Here is a 19802-nt window from a genome sequence, read left to right on the forward strand (position 1 = left end):
TGGATTTCGCGGATCGTGTCGGGCGGCCTGCGCCGTATCTCCGGGGCGATCAACGCCGTTGCCATCGGCGATCTGGAGAATGACGTGAAGGTCACCTCCAATGACGAGATCAAGGATCTGGTCGACACCGTCAACGGCATGACCGCCAATCTGCGCGTCTCCGCCAACCTCGCCGACAAGATCGCCGATGGCGACCTCACCGTCGAGCATAAGGCGCTGTCCGACAAGGACATGCTGGGCCTCGCGCTGATCCGCATGGTCGAGCGCCTGCGCGGCGTGGTCGGCGATTCTTCTGCCGCTGCCGAGAATGTCTCGGCGGGCAGCCAGGAACTGTCGGCCAATTCCGAGCAGGTCAGCCAGGGCGCGACCGAGCAGGCCGCCGCCGCCGAAGAAGCCTCCGCGTCGATGGAGCAGATGGCCGCCAACATCAAGCAGAACGCCGACAACGCCGCCACCACCGAGAAGATCGCCCGCCAGTCGTCCAAGGACGCCGAAGCGAGCGGCGTCGCCGTCGAGCGTGCCGTCACCGCGATGCGCACGATCGCCGAGAAGATCGGCATCGTCCAGGAGATCGCCCGCCAGACCGACCTGCTCGCGCTGAACGCAGCCGTCGAGGCGGCGCGCGCCGGCGAGCATGGCAAGGGCTTTGCGGTCGTCGCCTCTGAGGTACGCAAGCTCGCCGAGCGCAGCCAGACCGCGGCTGCCGAGATCAGCTCGGTGTCCGGCGACACGGTGAAGGCCGCGCAGGAGGCCGGCGAAATGCTGACCAAGCTCGTCCCCGACATCCGCCGCACCGCCGAGCTGGTGTCGGAGATCAGCTCCGCCTGCCGCGAGCAGGACATCGGCGCTGCCCAGATCAACCAGGCGATCCAGCAGCTCGACCAGGTCACCCAGCAGAATGCCGGCGCCTCCGAGCAGATCTCGACGACCTCGGAAGAGCTCGCTGCCCAGGCCGAGGAACTGCAGACCTCGATCGCCTATTTCCGCGTCGCCTCCAACGGCCCGAAGGCGGCGGTGCAGACGCGCCGTCCGGCCCAGCCTGTCCGCAAGCCGGCCGCCGCGCCCAAGGCCGCCCGGTCGAGCTCGGTCGCCGACCAGCAGGCCCGCGCCCGCGGCTATGCGCTGGATCTCGCCAATGGCGGTCCGGACGCCGACGACGCCGATTTCGGGGTGAAGGCAGCATGAGCGAGGCCGAGGAAATCCAGGCCGTGACCTTCGGCCTTGGCGCGGAGATCTTCGCGGTGCCGGTGGCACTGGTCCGCGAGATCCTCGATTACCGCGAAGCCTTCCACATTCCGAACGGGCCGGACTATCTGCTCGGCCTCACGGATATGCGCGGTCAGGGCATTTCGACCATCGACTTCCGCATCAAGCTCGGCCTGCCCCCTGTCACGCCGACGCCCGCCACGCGGATCCTGGTGATCGACGTGCCGCTGTCCGATCGGGTGCTGGTGCTCGGCCTGGTGGTGGATCGGGTGCTGGAAGTCAGCACCTTCCGCGCCGATCAGGTCGAGGCAGCGCCGGACATCGGCGTGCGCTGGTCGTCCGACTATATCGGCGGCGTCGTCCGCCGGGCCGGGGGCTTCGTGGTCATGGTCAACGTGGCGCGCATCTTCTCGGACGAAGAAGCCGTCACGCTGGCCGGGCCGCGCGCCGCCGCCGCCTGAACTCGCCAACCCTCCCAAACCAGATCCCCGCGGGGTCGCCCTTCCCGGGCGGCCCCGACGGGCCCCAGCATCGGAGCCGCGCCCTTGTCCGCAGCCGCACAAAAGATCCCGGCCCAGGCTTCCAGCCCGAGTGGCGATCGCCTCAGCAAACGTAATTTCAGTCGGCTTGCGGCCTATATCTACGAATATTCCGGCATCAAGATGCCGGAAAGCAAGCTCACCATGCTTGAAGGCCGGCTGCGCCGCCGCGTGCGCGCCACCGACACGGCCTCGATCGACGACTATTGCAGCTATGTCTTCGACGGCGACAATCTCGCCACGGAAGGGCTGCACCTGATCAATGCGGTGACCACCAACAAGACGGACTTCTACCGCGAGCCGGCGCATTTCGTCTATCTGCGCGAAAAGGCGCTGCCGACGCTGGTCGGCCGCGGCATCCGCCGGGTGCGGGCGTGGAGCGCCGCCTGCTCGATCGGCGCCGAGCCCTATACCATCGCCATGGAGCTCGATGATTACGCCGACAGCAAGGGCGGCCCGGACTATGGCATCCTCGCCACGGATCTCGACACCGAGGTGCTCGCCGCCGCGCGCCAGGGCATCTACCAGAAGGAACTGCTCGAGCCGGTGCCGGCGCGCATCGCCCAGAAATACGTCATGCAGCCGCGCGATCCGCGCCGCCGCGACGTCCGCATCACGCCCGATCTGCGCAGTGCGATCGGCTTCGGCCGGCTCAACCTGATGGACGATCACTATCCGGTCGGCGAGCCGATGCACCTGATCTTCTGCCGCAACGTGCTGATCTATTTCGACAAGCCGACGCAGCGCGGCGTCGTCTCGCGGCTCGTCGATTGCCTGGCGCCGCAGGGCTATCTGTTCCTCGGCCATTCGGAATCGATCGCCGGCTTCGACCTGCCGCTGACCCAGGTCGCCAACACCGTGTTCCAGCGGAGCTGATCCCATGGCACTGCTTACCAAGAAGAAGTTCCGCGTCCTCGTCATCGACGATTCCGCCAGCGTGCGCCAGACGATGACGCATATTCTGGAAGAAGACCCCGAGCTGGAGGTGATCGCGGCCGCCGCCGATCCCTTCGCCGCGGCTCGCTATATTCATGAGGAAGTGCCCGACGTCATCACCCTCGACGTCGAGATGCCGCGCATGGATGGCATCACCTTCCTGCGCAAGCTGATGATCCAGTGTCCGGTGCCGGTGGTGATGTGCTCCTCGCTCACCGAGGAGGGATCGGAGACGTTGCTGCAGGCGATGGAGGCCGGCGCCGTCGACGTCATCCTCAAGCCGCGCGTCGGCGTCGCCGATCATCTGGCCGAGGCGCATCTCCAGATCCGTGACGTGGTCAAGGCCGCCGCCCGCGCCCGCATCAAGGGCCGGCCGGCGGCTCCCCGGGTGGCGCGGCCGGAAGGGCCTGAGAAGAAGCTGACCGCCGACGCCGTGCTGCCGCCGCCGAGCGGCCGGGCGATGAGCCGCACCACCGAGATGATCGTGTGTATCGGCGCTTCGACCGGCGGCACCGAGGCGCTGCGCGAGGTGCTGGAGGCGCTGCCCGCCAATTCGCCGGGTATCGTCGTCGTCCAGCACATGCCGGAAAGCTTCACCAACGCCTTTGCCCGCCGCCTCAACACCTTGTGCGAGGTGGATGTGAAGGAAGCCGTGGACGGCGACCCCGTATTGCGCGGCCATGTGCTGATCGCACCGGGCGGCAAGCACCTGATGCTGGAACGCCAGGGCGCGCGCTACGTCGTCGCAGTGAAGGACGGGCCGCTGGTGACGCGGCATCGCCCATCGGTGGACGTGCTGTTCCGCTCGGCGGCGCGCTCGGCCGGCTCGAACGCGGTCGGCATCATCATGACCGGCATGGGCGACGATGGCGCCCGCGGTCTGCTCGAGATGAAGCAGGCCGGCGCCCGCACCTTCGCGCAGGACGAGGCCAGCTCGATCGTGTTCGGCATGCCCAAGGAGGCCATCGCCCGCGGTGCCGCGGACAAGATCATTCCGCTACAGAATATCGCCCGCGAGCTGCTGCACGCGACGGCACGATAGGGCGCATGCCCGATCGGCCGCCGACGTGCAGCGGCCTCGTGCTGACCGGGGATCAGCCGAGATTTTCGGCGACGCGGCCCGATCCGGCCCGGCGGCGGCGCGCGGTCACCCCGATCACTCCGAAGCCGAGGACCAGCATCGCCCAGGTCGCCGGCTCCGGCACCGCCGGAGTGCCGTCGTCGAAGCGCAGGATCGAAGGGGCGCCGTTCGCCGCGATGTACCACAGTTGATAGATGTGGCCGGCCTCCAGCGTCGGCAGCATCGTCGTCGCAGCCACCGTCGGCCCTTCATTGCCGGAAATGAGGTTGCCGCTGCTCGTGGTGATGTCGAACAGCGAAATGCCGTCATCATGGGTGATGGATGCGCCAACGAGATTCGTCGCGAACGTGAAGTTGAACGCGAACAAGGTCACGGCGTCGAAAGTCGGCGTGCTCATCTGATCGGCGGGCAGGCCCACGCCGGGGATGAAATTGCTCATCAGATCGGTCGCCTGACTCATGTTCGCGAAGTCAATCGGCCCGCTGTAGTTGAAGGACCCGACAAATGTCTGGCTCGTCACCGGATTGCTTGGCAGAGCCTGCTGGCTGGGATCGCTGATATCCCCCGGATTGCTACTGTTCCCGTGCCAGACATTGAAGTTGGTCGAAGTAACGACGGTTGCGGCATTCGCCGCACCTGCCATGCATATGGCAAGAAGTGGTGTCGTCAAATAAGATGCTATGCCCCTCATCATTGCCTCCTGTTACGACTCAATGACAATGAATCATTAACATGACTAACAATGATTCGCAAGTTGCGTAAGATGTACACTCGATTACAACTATAGATTTGGCTGAAAAACGCCATTTTCATTTATCGTTGTCGACGGGAGACTGTGAGCGCGAGGCGCCGGATCGAGCCGGATCGACGCGGAAAAGCAGGATTTCCCGGCTCCGCGTCCTCAGGAGACGCATCGCACGTCGCGAGGGCACATCCGCAAGGCGCGAACGTTACCGCGCAATAACGGCCTCGCCTATATTGGCAGATGCTAGAACAGTGCGTCGTCGAACAGGTCGTCGTCGCTTTGTTCGCCGGATCCAGTATCGCCCGTAGCGGCCTCGGCCACCTCGTCGCCGGGCAGCGCGAACTGGCGGTGGACGTCGCGCTCGCGAGCCATGGTGTAGCTGCGGTGGATGCGGCCCATAATGTCGCGCAGCGGCTCCAGCGCCGGTTCCGGAATCTCGCCCAGCGCCGGCGCCAGCGCCGCGAGGCGTCCGGCGGCCTGGGCGAGCGCCTCGCCGATCTCCGCCTCGCAATCGACGGCACTGGTGGTGTCGCGCAGGATGGTGGCGACAGTGGCGGCGTCGCCGTCCAGGCTGGACAGGCTTTCCTCCATGCGGCGCCCACCGGCCCGGATCGAGGACAGCGAGTCGGTGAGCGCGCGGCCGGCATCGGTGCCGCCGCCTTGCTCGCGCTGGTCGCGCATCGATCCGGCAGCGCTCGCGAGCTCCTTGAACGTCTCGTGGATGCGATCCGACACGGACTCGAGATTGTTGGCGAAGGCGCGGATTTCGGTGGCAATCACCTCCAGCGCGCGGCCGTCCTGGCCCATGCGGCGGCAGCGCAGGCCGGTATTCCATGCCATCTGCTCGACATCGACCTGCACGTTGCGCACCGCGCGCAGCCGGCGCTCGAGGCTCTCGGCGGTTTCCGACGTGGCGCTGCCGAGGCGGTCCGAATATTCGTCGGCCGCGCGCAGCTGGCCGGTGACGTTCTCGACCTCGGCGATGCCCTTCTCCAGCACATGGAGGAAGGACTGGCCGCCGCCCCGGCCGTCGCGGCCGCCGGCGCCCTCGTCGCGCAGGGCGAGCAGGCGGCCGGCATCCGGCGCGATGCCGCGCAGGCTCTGGGTGAGGAGGCGTGCCTCGCGCTGGAAATCGCCGATCGTGTCGGCGGCCTGGGCGGCGAGCAGGCCGAGCACATGGCTCTCCACCGTTCGGCAGATGACGGGATCGGTGATGCCCTGTTCCGCGCTGAAGCGGCCGAGCAGCAATATGCCGTCGGCGACATGTTCCAGCCGCTGGCGGGTGATGTCGCCGATCTGCAGCGCGCCAAGCGCCGTCGCCACCTTGTTGCGGATCTCGCGCGCGACATCGGCAATCCGCGCCGCGATATGGGCAAGATCGAGCTGATGCTGCTGAAGGGCGATGGCGTCCTCGGCGAGCTTCTTCGGCACCTGCGGGATGACCTTGGCGCATTCGGCGGCGAGCAGCTTTTCCGCATCGGCCATGCCGGCGATGCGATCGGAGAGTTCGCGCAGCTCCTGCTCGAAGCCGGCGAGCTGCGTCTCGCCCAGCTCCAGCCGGGTGAGCATGTTGTCGGCGAAGCCGTTGAACTCCTCGGCGCCCGCGGCGGCGATCTTGATGTTGAGCCCGCAGATGCGCAGAAAGCTCAGCGTCTTGTTGATCTGGGTGATGTGGCCGCGCAGCGTGCGGCTGGCCTGGCGAACGGCGGCGAGATCTTTCTGCCGCTCAGCCTGCAGGGCCGGCAGCCGCGTCAGGCGATCGGCGGTGGCGCGCATATTCTCGACGGCAGCATCGGCGGCCTTGCGATCCATGGCGCTGGTCACGCCCTCGAGCGACGAAACCAGCCGCTCGATGATATCGAAGACGGTGGCGAGCGCGGTACCGGCCTGGACGAAGCGCGAATCGAGCCCGCTGGCGAGCGTGCTGATCGTCGCCTGTACCTCGACCAAGGAGGCGCCATCCTCGGCAAGAGCGTCCGAAATCTTCGACAGATACAAAGCTGGCCTCCCCGGTTGAGCGGGGGTTTTGAGTGGGAATGGATAAAATCCCGTAAAGTGAAACGGCCCGATTGCCCGCCCGGCTGAGCGCAATCATCGTCGAACCTGACGAAGTTGACGTTTATGCGCGCCCCTTCTCATGCGGACCCGGGGCAAACCGACAAGGAGGGGGGGGCGCCCTTGACGGATGCGGCCCCCGGCAAGGGCCTAAAGGCTGCGACCGTGACGGCCGGCCAGCTCCACCACATATTGCCACGCCACGCGGCCCGAGCGGCTGCCGCGCGTCGTCGCCCAGGCGATCGCGTCCTGAGCGTCGAAAGGCAGGCCGTGGCGCCGGGTATAGCCCTCGATCATCGCGACATAATGATCCTGATCGACGACATGAAAGCCCAGCGACAGGCCGAAGCGATCGGCCAGCGCCAGCTTGTCGTCGACCACGTCGCGCGGGTTGATCGCGCTGTCCTGCTCGGCGATGTCGCGCGGTATTATGTGGCGGCGATTGGCGGTGACGAACAGGCGGGTATTGGCCGGCCGCGCTTCCGCCCCGCCTTCGAGCAGCGAGCGCAACAGGCGCGGGCCGTCGCCAAGGCCATCGAAGCCGAGATCGTCGATGAACAGCACATAGGCGCGGGGCAGCTCGGCCAGCCGCGCGAACAGCGCCGGCAGGCTCGGCAACGCATCGGCGGCCAGCTCGACCAACGCCACATCCAGCCCCTCGCCCTGCGCGCCGCCCACCGCGCTCTTGACCAGCGCCGACTTGCCGGTGCCGCGCGCACCCCACAGCAGCACGTCATGCGCGGCATGGCCGCGGGCGAGCCGGCGCACCGTCTCGACCAGCGCCGCCTTCTGCGCATCGATGCCGGCGAGGAGATCGAGCGGCAGCGGCGCGAACGCCCGCGCCGCGGCAAGCGCGCCGTCACGCCAGACATAGGCGGGATGCGTCATCGGATCGGCCGACGGCGGCGGCGGCGGCGCCAGCCGTTCCAGCGCGGCGGCGATACGGGCGAGGGTGTCGGGCTGGTCGGTCATCGCCCGCGGCCTATGGCATGGCCGCCGCCAAGGGAAGGGGCGAAGCCGGGCGAGCAACGGCTCCGAGCCGAGGGACCGCGGGTCTGACAGGCTCCCGCGCCCTATAGATTTGGGCCCGCCGTGTGGCAGCACGGCGGGCCCGGACGTGATGAACAGGACTTATTCAGTTGCCGATTTTGTGGAGATACGGGCCGGCGCCGGTCACCGCGCCGTCAACAGCCGGTCCAGCCCGCCTTCGCCGGTGCCGATCTTCTCCAGATGCGGATAGCGCGGGCCGCCATGATAGTCGATCGCCACCGTCTCGAACTGGCCGTTGCGGCTGACGAGCAGGCGGATCGGCTCGCGGCCGGTCCTGGCCTCCGTAAGGATGCGGGTGAGGACATCCTCCGAATAAGTGATGCCATTCACCGCGAGCAGCTTGCCGCCGACGGTGAGGCCGGCCTTGAAGGCCGGGCTGTCCCAGATGACGGCGGTGAGCTTGCCTTCCTCGCCGATGCTGAGGCCGAGCGAATAGTTGAAGTTCGCCGTCTTGCGGGCCTTCATGTCCTGCTTCATCACCGCGCTCGGCTTGTCGGTATAGACCAGCTTGTAGCCATTATCGACGAAGCCCTGAAGCGGCGCATGGTCGCTCGTCTCGGTCACCCGCTTGCGCAGGAAACCGGCCCAGTCATAAGGCTGGATGCGGTTGAGGGTGGCGGCGACATCGTCGAAATTATAGGTCACGACGCCCCAGTCGCCGTCGTTGATGCCGAAGAAGGCGCGGGCGAAATCGTCGATCGACTTGGCGCCCCCCGACTGCTTGCGCAGAATGGAATCCACCTCCATCCACACCAGCAGCCCCTCATTGTAATAATCTTCGGAGCGCTGCCAGCTCGTCCAGCCCTTGGGCCGGCGCTGCGAGATGATCGGATCATTGGTGGTGTCGACCAGCGGGCGCCACTGGCGGCCGGGCGTATTGTCGTAGCTGGCCATGATCATGGCATATTGATCGAGCGTGTCCTGCTTGGAGACCAGGCCCGAGCGCGCTTGCAGCACATAGCCCCAGAATTGCGTCTGGCCCTCATAGACCCACAACAGGGAGTCGCGCATCGGCACGTTGAAGCTCGGCGTCCACAGATCGGCGCCGCGGCGGAACTTGCCGTCCCAGCTATGGGTGTATTCGTGCGGCAGCAGGTTGCGTGCCGGCACCGTCTGGTCCCAATCGGTGAAATAGCCGGGGCGCGAGCCGTCTTCGGAGCTGCGGTGATGCTCCAGCCCGATGCCGCCCATCACCGAAGAGATGTGCAGCAGGAAATGGTAATTGTCGTAATGCTGCGCGCCGAAATTCTTCACCGCCTGATCGACGAGCCGCTTGTGCGCTTCGATCTGCTCGGGCTTGGCATCGAGCTGGTCGGGCGTGTCGGCGACGACGTCAAGGAAGACGCGCGGGGACAATTGCCACTGCTTCGCATAGCGGCCGGCCATCGTCGGCGAATCGACGAGCGTATCGTAATCGGTGCGCTCATAGACGTAGGCGTCGCCGACCTTTTTCGATGGCAGTCCGGCATAGGCCGTCCATCCATCGGGATATTTCACCCGAGCATCGACCTGGATCTGACGGGTGAAATAGCCGGCCGGATAAAGGCTCATCGAATTCCACTGCAGGCGCAGGATCGACGGCGACATCACCACGCTGCCCTGGCTGCTGTCGGTGGCGGAGATGAACTGCAGCTCCACGTCCAGCTGCTTCGCGCCTGCCGGCACGTCGACATGCCAGGCATAGACCTGGACCGGATCGCGGATCCAGGCGAGCTCCTTGCCGTTGGCGCGGATGTGCAGGCTGGCGAGCTTGTCGAGCTGGCCGGAGGGCGAGTGATTGCCCGGCAGCCACTGCGGCATCAGCAGCACGGTATCGCCGCTATGGGCGACGGGGATCGTTTCCCTGACCGTGAAGATGCCGCGCCTGGTGTCGGTAGCGTCGATGTCGAGCTTGATGACGCCGGGATAGGGGACATCGCGCGGGGCCGCGATCGGCGTCGGATAGGGGATCGGCTGGGGCCTCGAATTCTCGGCCTGGACGGGCATGGCGGCGGAGGCGAGCAGCGCCGCCACGACGAGGAGGGAACGGGACATCAATGGCCTTCCGGCTGGAGAAGGCAGCGGAATAGAACTGCTCCCTGCCACCCGTCCAGCATGAGAATGATCGTAACTTGCCAGGGTCCGCTCCCTCACCCATCCGCTCGCCCGGCGGGCGGCCGAGCGCAGTTGGTTCCCCGTGGCGAAGGATCCGGCCCGACGAGACCCTTGGATGCCACATTCCGACAGGCTCAATGCCTGTTCAGGGCGAGCGGATGCCGGTCCGGTCAGCCGACGGCGATATCATATTGGCGCAGCAGGTCGTAGAGCGTCGGGCGACTGATGCCGAGCAGCTTGGCGGCGCCGGAGATGTTGTTTTCCGTACGCGCCAGCGCGCCGAGGATCGCCTTGCGGTCGGCCTGCTCGCGCGCCGCCTTGAGGTTCAACACCTCGCCGCCGGTGCCGCCGGTGCCGTCGAGATCGATGTCGCGGGCGGTGAGCAGCTTGCCGTCGGCCATGATCACCGCGCGCTTGATGCGGTTTTCAAGCTCGCGGACATTGCCCGGCCATTGCCAGTCGTTGAGCAGTTCCAGCGCATCCGGTGCGAGGCCGCGCACCTGCGGGTTCATCTCGGCCGAGAAGCGGGCGACGAAATGGCGGGCGAGCAGCGTCACGTCGCCGGTGCGATCCTTGAGCGGGGGCACCGGCACGACGATCTCGGCGAGTCGATAGTAAAGGTCCTCGCGAAAGGTCCCGGCGGCGATCATCTGCTCGAGATGGCGGTGGGTGGCGCAGACGATGCGGGTGTCGACGGCGATCGGCTTGCGCCCGCCGATGCGCTCGATCACCCGCTCCTGCAGGAAACGCAGCAGCTTGACCTGGAGCGGCAGCGGAATGTCGCCGATCTCGTCGAGGAACAGGGTGCCGCCCTGGGCAAGCTCGATCTTGCCCTCGGTGGTCTTGATCGCGCCGGTGAAGGCGCCCTTCTCATAGCCGAACAGCTCGGCCTCGAGCAGATTCTCGGGGATCGCCGCGCAGTTGATGGCGACGAAGGCGTCGTCGCGCCGCGTGCTGGCGAAGTGGACGCCGCGGGCGAGCAGCTCCTTGCCGGTGCCGGACGCGCCGAGCAGCATCACCGAGGCGCTGGTGTTGGCGACGCGCTCGATGGTGCGGGCGACCTTCAGCATCTCCGGGCTCTGGGTGATCAGCCCGCCGAGCACGGTGGAATCCTGATCCACCGCGCTCGCCAGCCGGCGGTTCTCGCGCTCGAGCTGGTGGAGCTGGAAGGCGCGGGCGACGATCAGGCCAAGCTCGTCGATATCGACGGGCTTGGCGTAGAAATCATAGGCGCCGGCGGCGATCGCCTTGAGCGCGCTTTCCCGCGCCTCATGGCCGGAGGCGACGATGACCTTGGTGTCCGGCTTGAGCGACAGGATCGTGCTCAGCGTCGCGAAGCCCTCGGAGGTGCCGTCCGGATCGGGCGGCAGGCCGAGATCGAGGGTCACCACCGCCGGCTCCTCGGCGCGCAGCGCGTCGATCGCCGACTGGCGGTCGCCGGCGATGATCACCTCATAATCCTCATAGGCCCAGCGCAGCTGGCGCTGGAGGCCGGGATCATCCTCGACGATCAGAAGCTTGGGCAGGACGGCCTTGTCAGCGGGCATCTGTCACTCCGAAGGATGGCGTTCGCTCAGCCATTGGCGGCCGTCGCCGGCTTGTCCATGGCCGCTTGCCCGACCAGCGGCAAGATGAGGGTGAAGCGGCTGCCCTCGCCGAGCCGGCTTTCGACCTCCAGCGCGCCGCCCATCGCCATCAGCAATGTCCGCGCCTCGAAGGCGCCCACGCCGAAGCCGTTGGCCTTGGTGGAGGAGAAGGGCTTGAACAGGCCGGAGCGGATGAAATCCGCGCTCATCCCCTTGCCCTGATCCTTGACGAGGATCGTCGCCCGGCCGCCGTCGGTGCCCACGACGAGGTTGACCGGCCGGTCGCCCTCGCTGGCGTCGACCGCGTTCTGGATGATGTGGACCAGCGCCTGTTCGAGCCGCGCCGGATCGGCAAGCGCGACCAGCTCGGCCTCGCCCTCGACATGGATCGGATTGCTGTCGCGCCGCGTCTCGGCGACGCGCTGGACGAAATTGAGCAACGGCAGCGGCCGGGGCGCGGCCGGCTCGACGCGGTTCTGCGTGGACAGCAGGGCGAGCAGCGCATTCATCTTGCCGACCGAGCTTTGCAGCGTCGCCACCATGTCGGCGCGAAACGCCGGGTTGTCCGCATGGCGCTCGGCGTTGCGGGCGACGAGGCTCAGCTGGCTGACCAGGTTCTTGATGTCGTGGAGGATGAAGGCGAAGCGGCGATTGAACTCGTCGAAGCGCGCCGCCTCGGACAAGGCCTCCTGCGTGCGCGCCTCGGCGAGATAGGTGGCAACCTGGCGGCCGGCGACCTTGAGCAGGTCGAAATCCTCCCAGTCGAGCAGCCGGTCGATACGCGGTCGCTCCGTCACCACCACGCCGATCAGCCGGTCGAGATGGAGCAGCGGCACGGCGATCCATGCCGAGCCTTCGGCGAGCAGCCAGGACGGCATCAGCGCGCGTTCGGCATCGTCGGCGGGGTCGTCGCCGCGCAGCACATCGAGTTCGAGGATGCGACCGGTGCGCTCGAGATGGCTGACGAACGCCTTGGTCCCGGCGAGCGCCGGGGGCTCGGCGGTCGGCCAGTTCCAGCGCGTGCCGAGCACGAGATCGCCCGCACCGCTGTCGATGAGCAGCAGGCCGCCGGGCGATTCGGTGATGTCGGCGATGGCCTTGATGACGCGCTGTTCGAGCGGCGCGGCGCTGCCGCCGGCACGGCCCAGCGTGCCGGTGAAGCGCAGCCATTCCTCGCGATAATCATAGCGGTGGGCGAAGAAATGCTTGGCGATCTTCACCTTCAGCCACGCCCGCACCCGCGCCGAAGGCAGCAGCAGGGCGGCCGCGGCCGACATGATCATCACCAGCGCGAACTGGGCGAGGCGGATATTCTGGCCGCCGACCAGGGCCATCGCCTGCGTCGCCAGCACCATGAAGATCAGATAGCTGCCGATCGCCAGCAGCGACACGGACTGGAAGGCGGCGATGCGGCTGAGGCTGAGGCGCCACGGCCCCTGCCGCCGGCTGGCGAGCGCGAACGGCACGACCAGCGCCAGCATCAGCGGTCCGCGCAGCGCCAGCAGCGTCGCCGGCCAGCGGCCGAACAGATAGGTGACGGTGTATAGGTTGAGATCCCACGCCCACATGATGCCGATGGCGATAAGCGGCCCGCGCACGCTCCACCGGGCGGCGCGCACCGTGGCATTGTAGAGATTGTGGAGCAGCAACAGGCCGCCCGCCATGATCAGGATGCGCAGCGCCAGCCCGATATAAAGGAGGTTGCTGCCGAGCAGGCTCGCCTCGTCGATGCCGGCGAGGGCGCGGGCAAAACCGAGCAGCACGCCGAGCATCAGCGCCGCCACCAGCAGCGTGTAGATCGTCACCAGCGTCTGGCGGCGGACGACGCCCTCGCTATCCTGGAACAGCAGGATGACGAAGGTCAGCCACATCAGGTTGCGCAGGCATTCCGCGGCGCCCGCGAAGCCGGTGAGCGGGCTCGCCACCGGACCCGGGGTGAAGCCCTGGAGGGTGCCGGCGATCATCAGCACGCACCACAGCGCCGTCGCCGCGAAGGCACCGCCGAACACCCGCTGCTGCGCCGTCGGCGTGCCGCGGCCGAGATGCCAGATGGCGAGCACCGCATAGATGAACGCGGCAACGCCGTGGCCGACGAGGCCGATGATGCCGATCAAGATGCCGTCCTGCCCATGTCCAGGTCTCCCCCGCGCGGAGACTGCCAAAAGGCTGATGGCATGAAAAGAATTAACGACCGCGATGCCGATCAGGCGGGCGGGGCAAACTGATCGAAGGCGCGCAGCGCGTCGGCCGCGTACATCAGCGCCGGGCCGCCGCCCATATACACGCACATCGCCATGATCTCGGCCACCTCCTCGCGCGTCGTGCCCATCTTCACCAGCGCCTTGACGTGAAAGCCGATGCAGCCGTCGCAGCGCTGGGTGACGCCGATGGCCAGCGCGATCATCTCCTTCGTCCTGGCGTCGACCGCGCCCCCCTCCCCGGCCCCGCGCGCCAGGGCGTGGAAGCCCTGCATCGCCTCGGGCGCGAGCTTGGCGAGCTGGCCCGAATAGGCGGCGATATCGGCGGTGATCGCCTTATAGTCCTTGGTCATGATCATCCCTTCCGTTCGTCCGCCGATCATCATGGCCGAGGCCGGCGCGGGCGAGCGCTCGACTGGCCAGTTGATCCGCGATCCGGACCGCCCCATCACGCGCAACCCCGCGGCAACTTTTCTTCGTCGCGCGGATTGGGCAAAAGGCCGCCGGCTCATCCCGATGCCGGACCGCAGAGAGACCCCAATCCAACCATGACCGAGCCGCGTCGCATCACACCCGTCATCCTTTCGGGCGGGGCCGGCACCCGCTTGTGGCCGCTGTCCCGGACCGGCCGCCCCAAGCAGCTGTTGAGCCTGACCCATGAGCAGACCATGCTCCAGCTCACCGCCGGGCGCACCGCCCAGTCCTCCCGCTTCACCGCGCCGATCGTCGTCGCCAATGCCGCCCATGCCGACCAGATCGAGGCGCAGCTTGCCGAGGTCGGCCTGGCCGCCGAGCCGCTGATCCTCGAGCCGGCCGGGCGCAACACCGCGCCCGCCATCGCGCTCGCGGCACTGGCGGCAGAGCCCTCGTCGCTGCTGCTGGTAATGCCGAGCGACCATGTCATCGGCGATGTCGACGCCTTTCTGGAGGCGGTGGAACGCGCCGTGCCGATCGTCGAGCAGGGCTGGCTCGCCACCTTCGGCATCAAGGCCGAGGCGCCGGATACCGGCTATGGCTATATCCGCCGGGGCGAGGCGCTCGCCCCTGGCGTTCATCGCGTCGAGCGCTTCGTCGAGAAGCCGGACCGGGCCACCGCCGAAGCCTATGTCGCCGATGGCAGCTATAGCTGGAATGGCGGCATTTTCCTGTTCGAGGCAGGCGTCTTCCTCGACGCGCTCAGGGCCCATGAGCCGGCGATCCTCGACGCCGTCGGCCTCGCCATGGACGGCGCCGCGCGCGACGGCGGCAGGCTCACCCCCGACGCAGCGGCGTTCGGCGCCTCGCCCTCCGACTCGATCGACTATGCGGTGATGGAGAAGGCCGACAAGGTCGCCGTCGTGCCGGTGGAGATGAGCTGGTCCGACGTCGGCAGCTGGGACGCGCTGCACGCGCTCGCCGCCAAGGACGGGCGCGAGAACGCCCATCATGGCGAGGTGATCTCGATCGACAGTTCGGGTTGCCTGATCCGCTCGGACGGGCCGCTGGTGGCGGCGGTCGGCGTCAGCGACCTGATCGTCATCGCCACCAAGGACGCGGTGCTGATCCTGCCGCGCGGGGCCAGCCAGGATGTCCGCCGCGCGGTGGAGCAGCTCAAGCGCGACGGGCATGTGACATTGGATCGGCCGGCCTGACCGGGCCAGAATGGGGGGAATGATGGCGTTGCGCGAACTCGGCGGGTCAGGGCTGCTGACCCCGCCGCTGATCCTTGGCGGCAATGTGTTCGGCTGGACGGCGGACGAAAAGGCGGGCGAGGCGGTGCTCGACGCCTTCGTCGCCGCCGGCGGGCGGATGATCGACACCGCCGATCTCTATTCCAACTGGGTGCCGGGGCATCAGGGCGGTGAATCCGAGCGCGCGATCGGCCTCTGGCTGAAGGCGCGCGGTCGGCCGGAGGGGGTGATGATCACCACCAAGGTCGGCATGCTCGCCGGGGACAATGGCGAGCGGCTGACGCCGCGCCACATCGCCGCTGCCGCCGAGGGCTCGCTGCGCCGGCTCGGGGTCGAGTGCATCGACCTCTATCTGGCGCACCAGGACGATGAGACGGTGCCGCGGGAAGTGGTCGCCGAGGCGTTCGACGCGCTGGTCAAGGCCGGCAAGGTACGCGCGGTCGGCGCCTCCAACTTCACCGCCGGACGGCTGGCCGCCGCCCTCGACGTCGCCGAGGCCGGCGGGCTGGCGCGCTACGAGGTGCTCCAGCCCCATTACAACCTCGTCGAGCGCGGCCAGTTCGAAGGCCCGCTGCAGGCGCTGTGCGTGGCGCGCGGCATCGGGGTAACGCCCTATTACAGCCTCGCCTCGGGCTTCCTGACCGGCAAATATCGGGACCGCGGCGATCTTGGGCAGAGTGCCCGGGGCGACGGCGCCGCACGCTATCTCGACGCGCGCGGCCTCGCCGTGCTGGCGGCGATGGACGCGGTCGCGGCGGAGACGGGCACCAGCCTCGCGGCGATCGCGCTCGCCTGGCTCGCCGCCCAGCCGGCGGTGACGGCGCCGATCGCCAGCGCCACCTCGGCCGCGCAGATGGAGGAACTGGCGGCCGCGATGCACCTCACGCTGACGGCGGAGCAGCTTGGCCGGCTCGATGAGGCGGTAAAGGCCTGACGGCTCGTCGAATTCCATCGTCACGCCGGACTTGATCCGGCATCCATGTCGCCCCGACCGCCGGCGCTTGTGGATGGATGGACCCCGGATCAGGTCCGGGGTGTCGGCGCTCGGCGTGGCGGCCGGCCGGCCGCCACGGCCATTGCCGTTTATGGGCCCGGATTCTAGTCATCCTCGTCCTCATAGCCGACGAGATCGAGGGCGCGGGCGCGCATCTGGTGGGTGGCGCACCAGTGGACCAGCGCTTCCTCGCGGCCATGGGTAACCCACACCTCGGTCGGGGCCAGCTCCTTCAACGTCGCAGTCAGCTCGTCCCAATCGGCATGGTCGGAAACGACCAGCGGCAGCTCGATATTCTGCTGGCGCGCGCGTTGGCGGACGCGCATCCAGCCCGAGGCCATCGCCGTCACCGGATCGGGCAGGCGCCGCGACCAGCGATCGTTGAGCGCCGAGGGCGGCGCCAGCACGACATGGCCGGCCATCGCCTGGCGCGGCAGGCCGGTGGCGGGGATCAGTTCGCCGAGCGGCACGCCCAGCTCGCGATAAAGGTCGCACACCCGCTGCAGGGCGCCGTGGATGAAGATCGGCGCGTCGTGCCCGCGCCCGCGCAGCTCCATGATGATGCGCTGCGCCTTGCCGAGCGCATAGGCGCCGACCAGCACGCAGCGCGCCGGATCGGCATGAAGGGCGGCGAGCAGACGATCGATCTCCGCCCCGGTATCGGGGTGGCGGAACACCGGCAGGCCGAACGTCGCCTCGGTGACGAACACGTCGCACGGTACCGGCTCGAAGGGCGGGCAGGTCGGATCGGGGCGGCGCTTGTAGTCGCCGGAGACGACCACCCGCTCGCCGGCATGATCCATCACCACCTGCGCCGAGCCCAGCACATGGCCGGCCGGCACCAGCCGCACGGCGACGTCGCCGACGGCCAGCGTCTCGCCATAGGCAATGGCCTGCCCGTTCTGCGGTCCATAGCGGGCGTGCATGATCGCCAGTGTCTCGGCGGTCGCCAGCACGGCGCCATGGCCGCCGCGCGCGTGATCGGCATGGCCATGGGTGATGATCGCCCGCGGCTTGGGCTGGGAGGGGTCGATCCAGGCGTCGGCGGCGGGCACATAGATGCCCTCCGGACGGGGATCGATCCAGGAGCCAAGGGTCGCACGCGCCATCGCCTAGCCAAATAGGCCGGCAGCGGCACCGGTTCCATAAGCGGGCGTTCCTCCCCCCGATGCGAGGCGGAAATGGATCGCTATATGAGGAGCCTATGGCCGCCCGCCTTCGCCCCTCGCCCGACGCCCATGCGCTGCCGCCGGTTCTCGCCAGCTGGTTCGCGGCGCGCGGCTGGGCGCCTCGGCGGCACCAGCTCGCCATGCTGGCCGCGGGCCGCGCCGGACGCAGCGCCTTGCTCACCGCGCCGACCGGCGCCGGCAAGACCATGGCCGGCTTCCTGCCGACGCTCGCCGAGCTGATCGAGCAGCCGATCGACGGCCTGCACACCCTCTATGTCTCGCCGCTCAAGGCGCTGGCGGTGGACGTGCAGCGCAACCTGCTCGATCCGGTCGGCGAGATGGGCCTCGACATCCGCATCGAAACGCGCACCGGCGACACCCCGTCCGACCGCAAAGCGCGGCAGCGGGTCAAGCCGCCGCAGATCCTGCTGACCACGCCGGAATCGCTGAGCCTGCTGCTCTCCTATCCGGAAAGCGACCGGCTGTTCTCGACGCTGAAGACGATCGTGGTGGACGAGATCCACGCCTTCGCCGCCGGCAAGCGCGGCGACCTGCTCGCGCTGTGCATGGCGCGGCTCGCGCGGCTGGCGCCGGGGATGCGGCGGGTGGGGCTGTCGGCGACGGTGGCGGACCCGGAGGCTTATCGGGCTTGGCTGGCGCCGGATGGCGACATGGCGACCGTCGATCATGTCCGCGGCGATCCCGGCGCGCCGGCGCGGATCAGCATCCTCATTCCGGAGGATCGCATCCCCTGGGCCGGCCATTCCGGCCGCTATGCCGCCGAACAGGTGATGGCCGAGGTCGAGACCCACCGCACCACCATCATCTTCTGCAACACGCGCAGCCTCGCCGAGCTGATCTTCCAGGACCTGTGGGCGGTCAATCCGCTGAACCTGCCGATCGGCATCCATCATGGCAGCCTCGCGGTCGAGGCGCGGCGCAAGGTGGAGGCGGCGATGGCGGCCGGACGGCTGCGCGCGCTGGTCGCTACGGCCAGCCTCGATCTCGGCGTCGACTGGGGCGATGTCGATCTCGTCATCCAGATGGGGGCGCCCAAGGGCGCCTCGCGCCTGCTCCAGCGCATCGGCCGCGCCAATCACCGGCTGGACGAGCCTTCCGAGGCGGTGCTGGTGCCGGGCAACCGCTTCGAATATCTGGAAGGTCGCGCCGCGCTGGACGCCGTCGAGGCCGGCGAGCTGGACGAGGATATCTTCCGCCCCGGCGCGCTTGATGTGCTGGCCCAGCATGTCATGGCCTGTGCCTGCGCCGCGCCCTTCACCGAGGCGGCGCTGCTCGACGAGGTCCGCTCGGCGCTCCCATATTCGGCGCTGTCGGAGGACATCTTCTCCCGCGTGCTCGGCTTCATCGAGAGCGGCGGCTATGCGCTCAGGGCCTATGACCGGTTTCGCCGGCTGGTGAAGGAGGGTGACCTGTGGCGCGTCGCCCACCCCAAATTCGTCGCCCAGCATCGCCTCAACGCCGGCATCATCGTCGAGGCGACGATGCTCAGCGTGCGCTTCGGCAATGGCCGCACGCTAGGCAAGGTAGAGGAAAGCTTCGCGGCGACGCTGGCGCCGGGCGACAGCTTCTTCTTCGCCGGCATGACGCTGGAGGTGGTGCGCATGGACACCGAGGACCTCGTCGTGCGCGCCACCGCCAAGCCGGCGCGCATCCCGACCTATGGCGGCGCGCGCATGCCGATCTCGACCCACCTCGCCCATCGGGTGCGCGAATATCTGCACGATCGCGGGCAGTGGCCGCGCTTCCCCGACGATGTCCGCGAATGGCTGGAGATGCAGGACCGCCGCTCGATCCTGCCGAGCCCGGACAAGCTGCTCGTCGAGACCTTCCCGCGCGAGGGGCGGCATTACACCGTCTGCTACAGCTTCGAGGGCTGGAACGCGCACCAGTCGCTGGGCATGCTGATCACGCGGCGGATGGAAACGGCGGGCCTGCAGCCGATCGGCTTCGTCGCCTCCGACTATGCCATGGCCTGCTATTCGCTGCAGCCGGTCACCGATCCGGCGGCGTTGTTCTCGCCGGACATATTGGAGGACGAGTTCGTCCGCTGGGTACAGGAATCGGCATTGCTCAAGCGGGCGTTCCGCGAAGTGGCGGTGATCGGCGGGCTGGTCGAGCGGCAGCATCCCGGCAAGCGCAAGACCGGGCGGCAGGTGACCTTCTCCACCGATCTCATCTACGACGTGCTGCGCCGCTACGAGCCGGATCACCTGTTGCTGCGCGCGGCCTGGGACGATGCCCGCGCGCGGCTCACCGATGTCGGGCGGCTCGCCAACCTGCTGGACACGGCGGCCGGGCGCATGGTCCATGTCGACCTCAAGCGGGTGTCGCCGCTGGCGGTGCCGGTGCTCGTGCTCATCGGGCGCGAGCGGGTCGCCACCGGCAATGTCGAGGACGCGCTGCTGATCGAGGCGGAATCACTCGTCGCCGAGGCGATGGCGCAGGATTGAGGAGAGGG

At 68.1% G+C, this 19802-nt stretch carries 15 protein-coding genes and 1 pseudogene; 8 read left to right on the forward strand and 8 right to left on the reverse strand.

Annotation, left to right across the window (positions count from 1 at the left end; genetic code table 11):
* Positions 1-9 precede the first annotated feature (9 nt).
* The 4 genes and pseudogenes from KOF26_RS09260 to KOF26_RS09275 form a co-directional block, all read left to right on the forward strand.
* Positions 10-1185: pseudogene (locus tag KOF26_RS09260) on the forward strand (methyl-accepting chemotaxis protein); the annotation flags it as partial.
* Positions 1182-1667 carry a chemotaxis protein CheW gene (locus tag KOF26_RS09265; protein ID WP_216323589.1) on the forward strand — a complete coding sequence of 162 codons (486 nt, stop codon included), beginning with the start codon at positions 1182-1184 and terminating at the stop codon, positions 1665-1667. The pseudogene KOF26_RS09260 and the gene KOF26_RS09265, both read left to right, overlap by 4 nt.
* Positions 1668-1751: 84 nt before the next feature.
* Positions 1752-2621, forward strand: coding sequence for a CheR family methyltransferase (locus tag KOF26_RS09270; RefSeq protein WP_216323592.1), 870 nt, complete (start codon positions 1752-1754; stop codon positions 2619-2621).
* A gap of 4 nt (positions 2622-2625) precedes the next feature.
* Entirely contained in the window at positions 2626-3723 is a 1098-nt protein-coding gene (locus KOF26_RS09275; RefSeq protein ID WP_216323595.1) for a protein-glutamate methylesterase/protein-glutamine glutaminase, read from the forward strand.
* 52 nt (positions 3724-3775) lie between these two features.
* Here the strand turns inward: KOF26_RS09275 and KOF26_RS09280 are convergent, their stop codons facing one another.
* From KOF26_RS09280 to KOF26_RS09310, 7 genes are all read right to left on the reverse strand, one after another.
* The gene (locus tag KOF26_RS09280) at positions 3776-4405 is read right to left on the reverse strand and encodes a PEPxxWA-CTERM sorting domain-containing protein (RefSeq protein WP_253201297.1); all 630 of its coding nucleotides are present in this window, start codon (positions 4403-4405) and stop codon (positions 3776-3778) included.
* Positions 4406-4750: 345 nt separating this feature from the next.
* Positions 4751-6505, reverse strand: coding sequence for a hypothetical protein (locus KOF26_RS09285; RefSeq protein WP_216323598.1), 1755 nt, complete (start codon positions 6503-6505; stop codon positions 4751-4753).
* Positions 6506-6712: 207 nt separating this feature from the next.
* Positions 6713-7534: an ATP-binding protein gene (locus tag KOF26_RS09290; RefSeq protein WP_216323601.1), complete on the reverse strand. Its 822-nt coding sequence runs from the start codon at positions 7532-7534 to the stop codon at positions 6713-6715.
* Between the two features lie 201 nt (positions 7535-7735).
* The gene (locus KOF26_RS09295; RefSeq protein WP_216323604.1) at positions 7736-9646 is read right to left on the reverse strand and encodes a M61 family metallopeptidase; all 1911 of its coding nucleotides are present in this window, start codon (positions 9644-9646) and stop codon (positions 7736-7738) included.
* Positions 9647-9876: 230 nt separating this feature from the next.
* The gene (prsR, locus tag KOF26_RS09300; protein WP_216323607.1) at positions 9877-11253 is read right to left on the reverse strand and encodes a PEP-CTERM-box response regulator transcription factor; all 1377 of its coding nucleotides are present in this window, start codon (positions 11251-11253) and stop codon (positions 9877-9879) included.
* 26 nt (positions 11254-11279) lie between these two features.
* The gene (gene prsK, locus KOF26_RS09305) at positions 11280-13406 is read right to left on the reverse strand and encodes an XrtA/PEP-CTERM system histidine kinase PrsK (protein WP_216323609.1); all 2127 of its coding nucleotides are present in this window, start codon (positions 13404-13406) and stop codon (positions 11280-11282) included.
* 89 nt (positions 13407-13495) lie between these two features.
* The gene (locus KOF26_RS09310; RefSeq protein ID WP_216323612.1) at positions 13496-13843 is read right to left on the reverse strand and encodes a carboxymuconolactone decarboxylase family protein; all 348 of its coding nucleotides are present in this window, start codon (positions 13841-13843) and stop codon (positions 13496-13498) included.
* Here KOF26_RS09310 and KOF26_RS09315 point away from each other — a divergent pair.
* Genes KOF26_RS09315 through KOF26_RS09325 form a run of 3 tightly spaced genes read left to right on the forward strand, consistent with a single transcriptional unit; the run spans position 13842 to position 16094 of the window.
* A complete protein-coding gene (locus KOF26_RS09315; RefSeq protein WP_216323615.1) occupies positions 13842-14042 on the forward strand; it encodes a hypothetical protein in 201 nt (66 codons plus the stop codon). The genes KOF26_RS09310 and KOF26_RS09315 overlap by 2 nt on opposite strands.
* Entirely contained in the window at positions 14039-15121 is a 1083-nt protein-coding gene (locus KOF26_RS09320; RefSeq protein ID WP_216323618.1) for a mannose-1-phosphate guanylyltransferase/mannose-6-phosphate isomerase, read from the forward strand. Before KOF26_RS09315 ends, KOF26_RS09320 begins: the two co-directional genes overlap by 4 nt.
* Before the next feature lie 19 nt (positions 15122-15140).
* Positions 15141-16094, forward strand: coding sequence for an aldo/keto reductase (locus KOF26_RS09325; RefSeq protein WP_216324066.1), 954 nt, complete (start codon positions 15141-15143; stop codon positions 16092-16094).
* A 164-nt stretch (positions 16095-16258) separates the two neighbouring features.
* Here the strand turns inward: KOF26_RS09325 and KOF26_RS09330 are convergent, their stop codons facing one another.
* Positions 16259-17263 (reverse strand): ligase-associated DNA damage response exonuclease, encoded by a 1005-nt coding sequence (locus KOF26_RS09330; protein WP_216323620.1) that lies wholly within the window; start codon positions 17261-17263, stop codon positions 16259-16261.
* Positions 17264-17358: 95 nt separating this feature from the next.
* Here KOF26_RS09330 and KOF26_RS09335 point away from each other — a divergent pair, with 95 nt between their 5' ends.
* Positions 17359-19794: a ligase-associated DNA damage response DEXH box helicase gene (locus KOF26_RS09335; protein WP_216323623.1), complete on the forward strand. Its 2436-nt coding sequence runs from the start codon at positions 17359-17361 to the stop codon at positions 19792-19794.
* Positions 19795-19802 lie beyond the last annotated feature (8 nt).

The organism is Sphingomonas quercus, assembly GCF_018863195.1.
In the GTDB taxonomy this organism is placed as follows: domain Bacteria; phylum Pseudomonadota; class Alphaproteobacteria; order Sphingomonadales; family Sphingomonadaceae; genus Solisphingomonas; species Solisphingomonas quercus.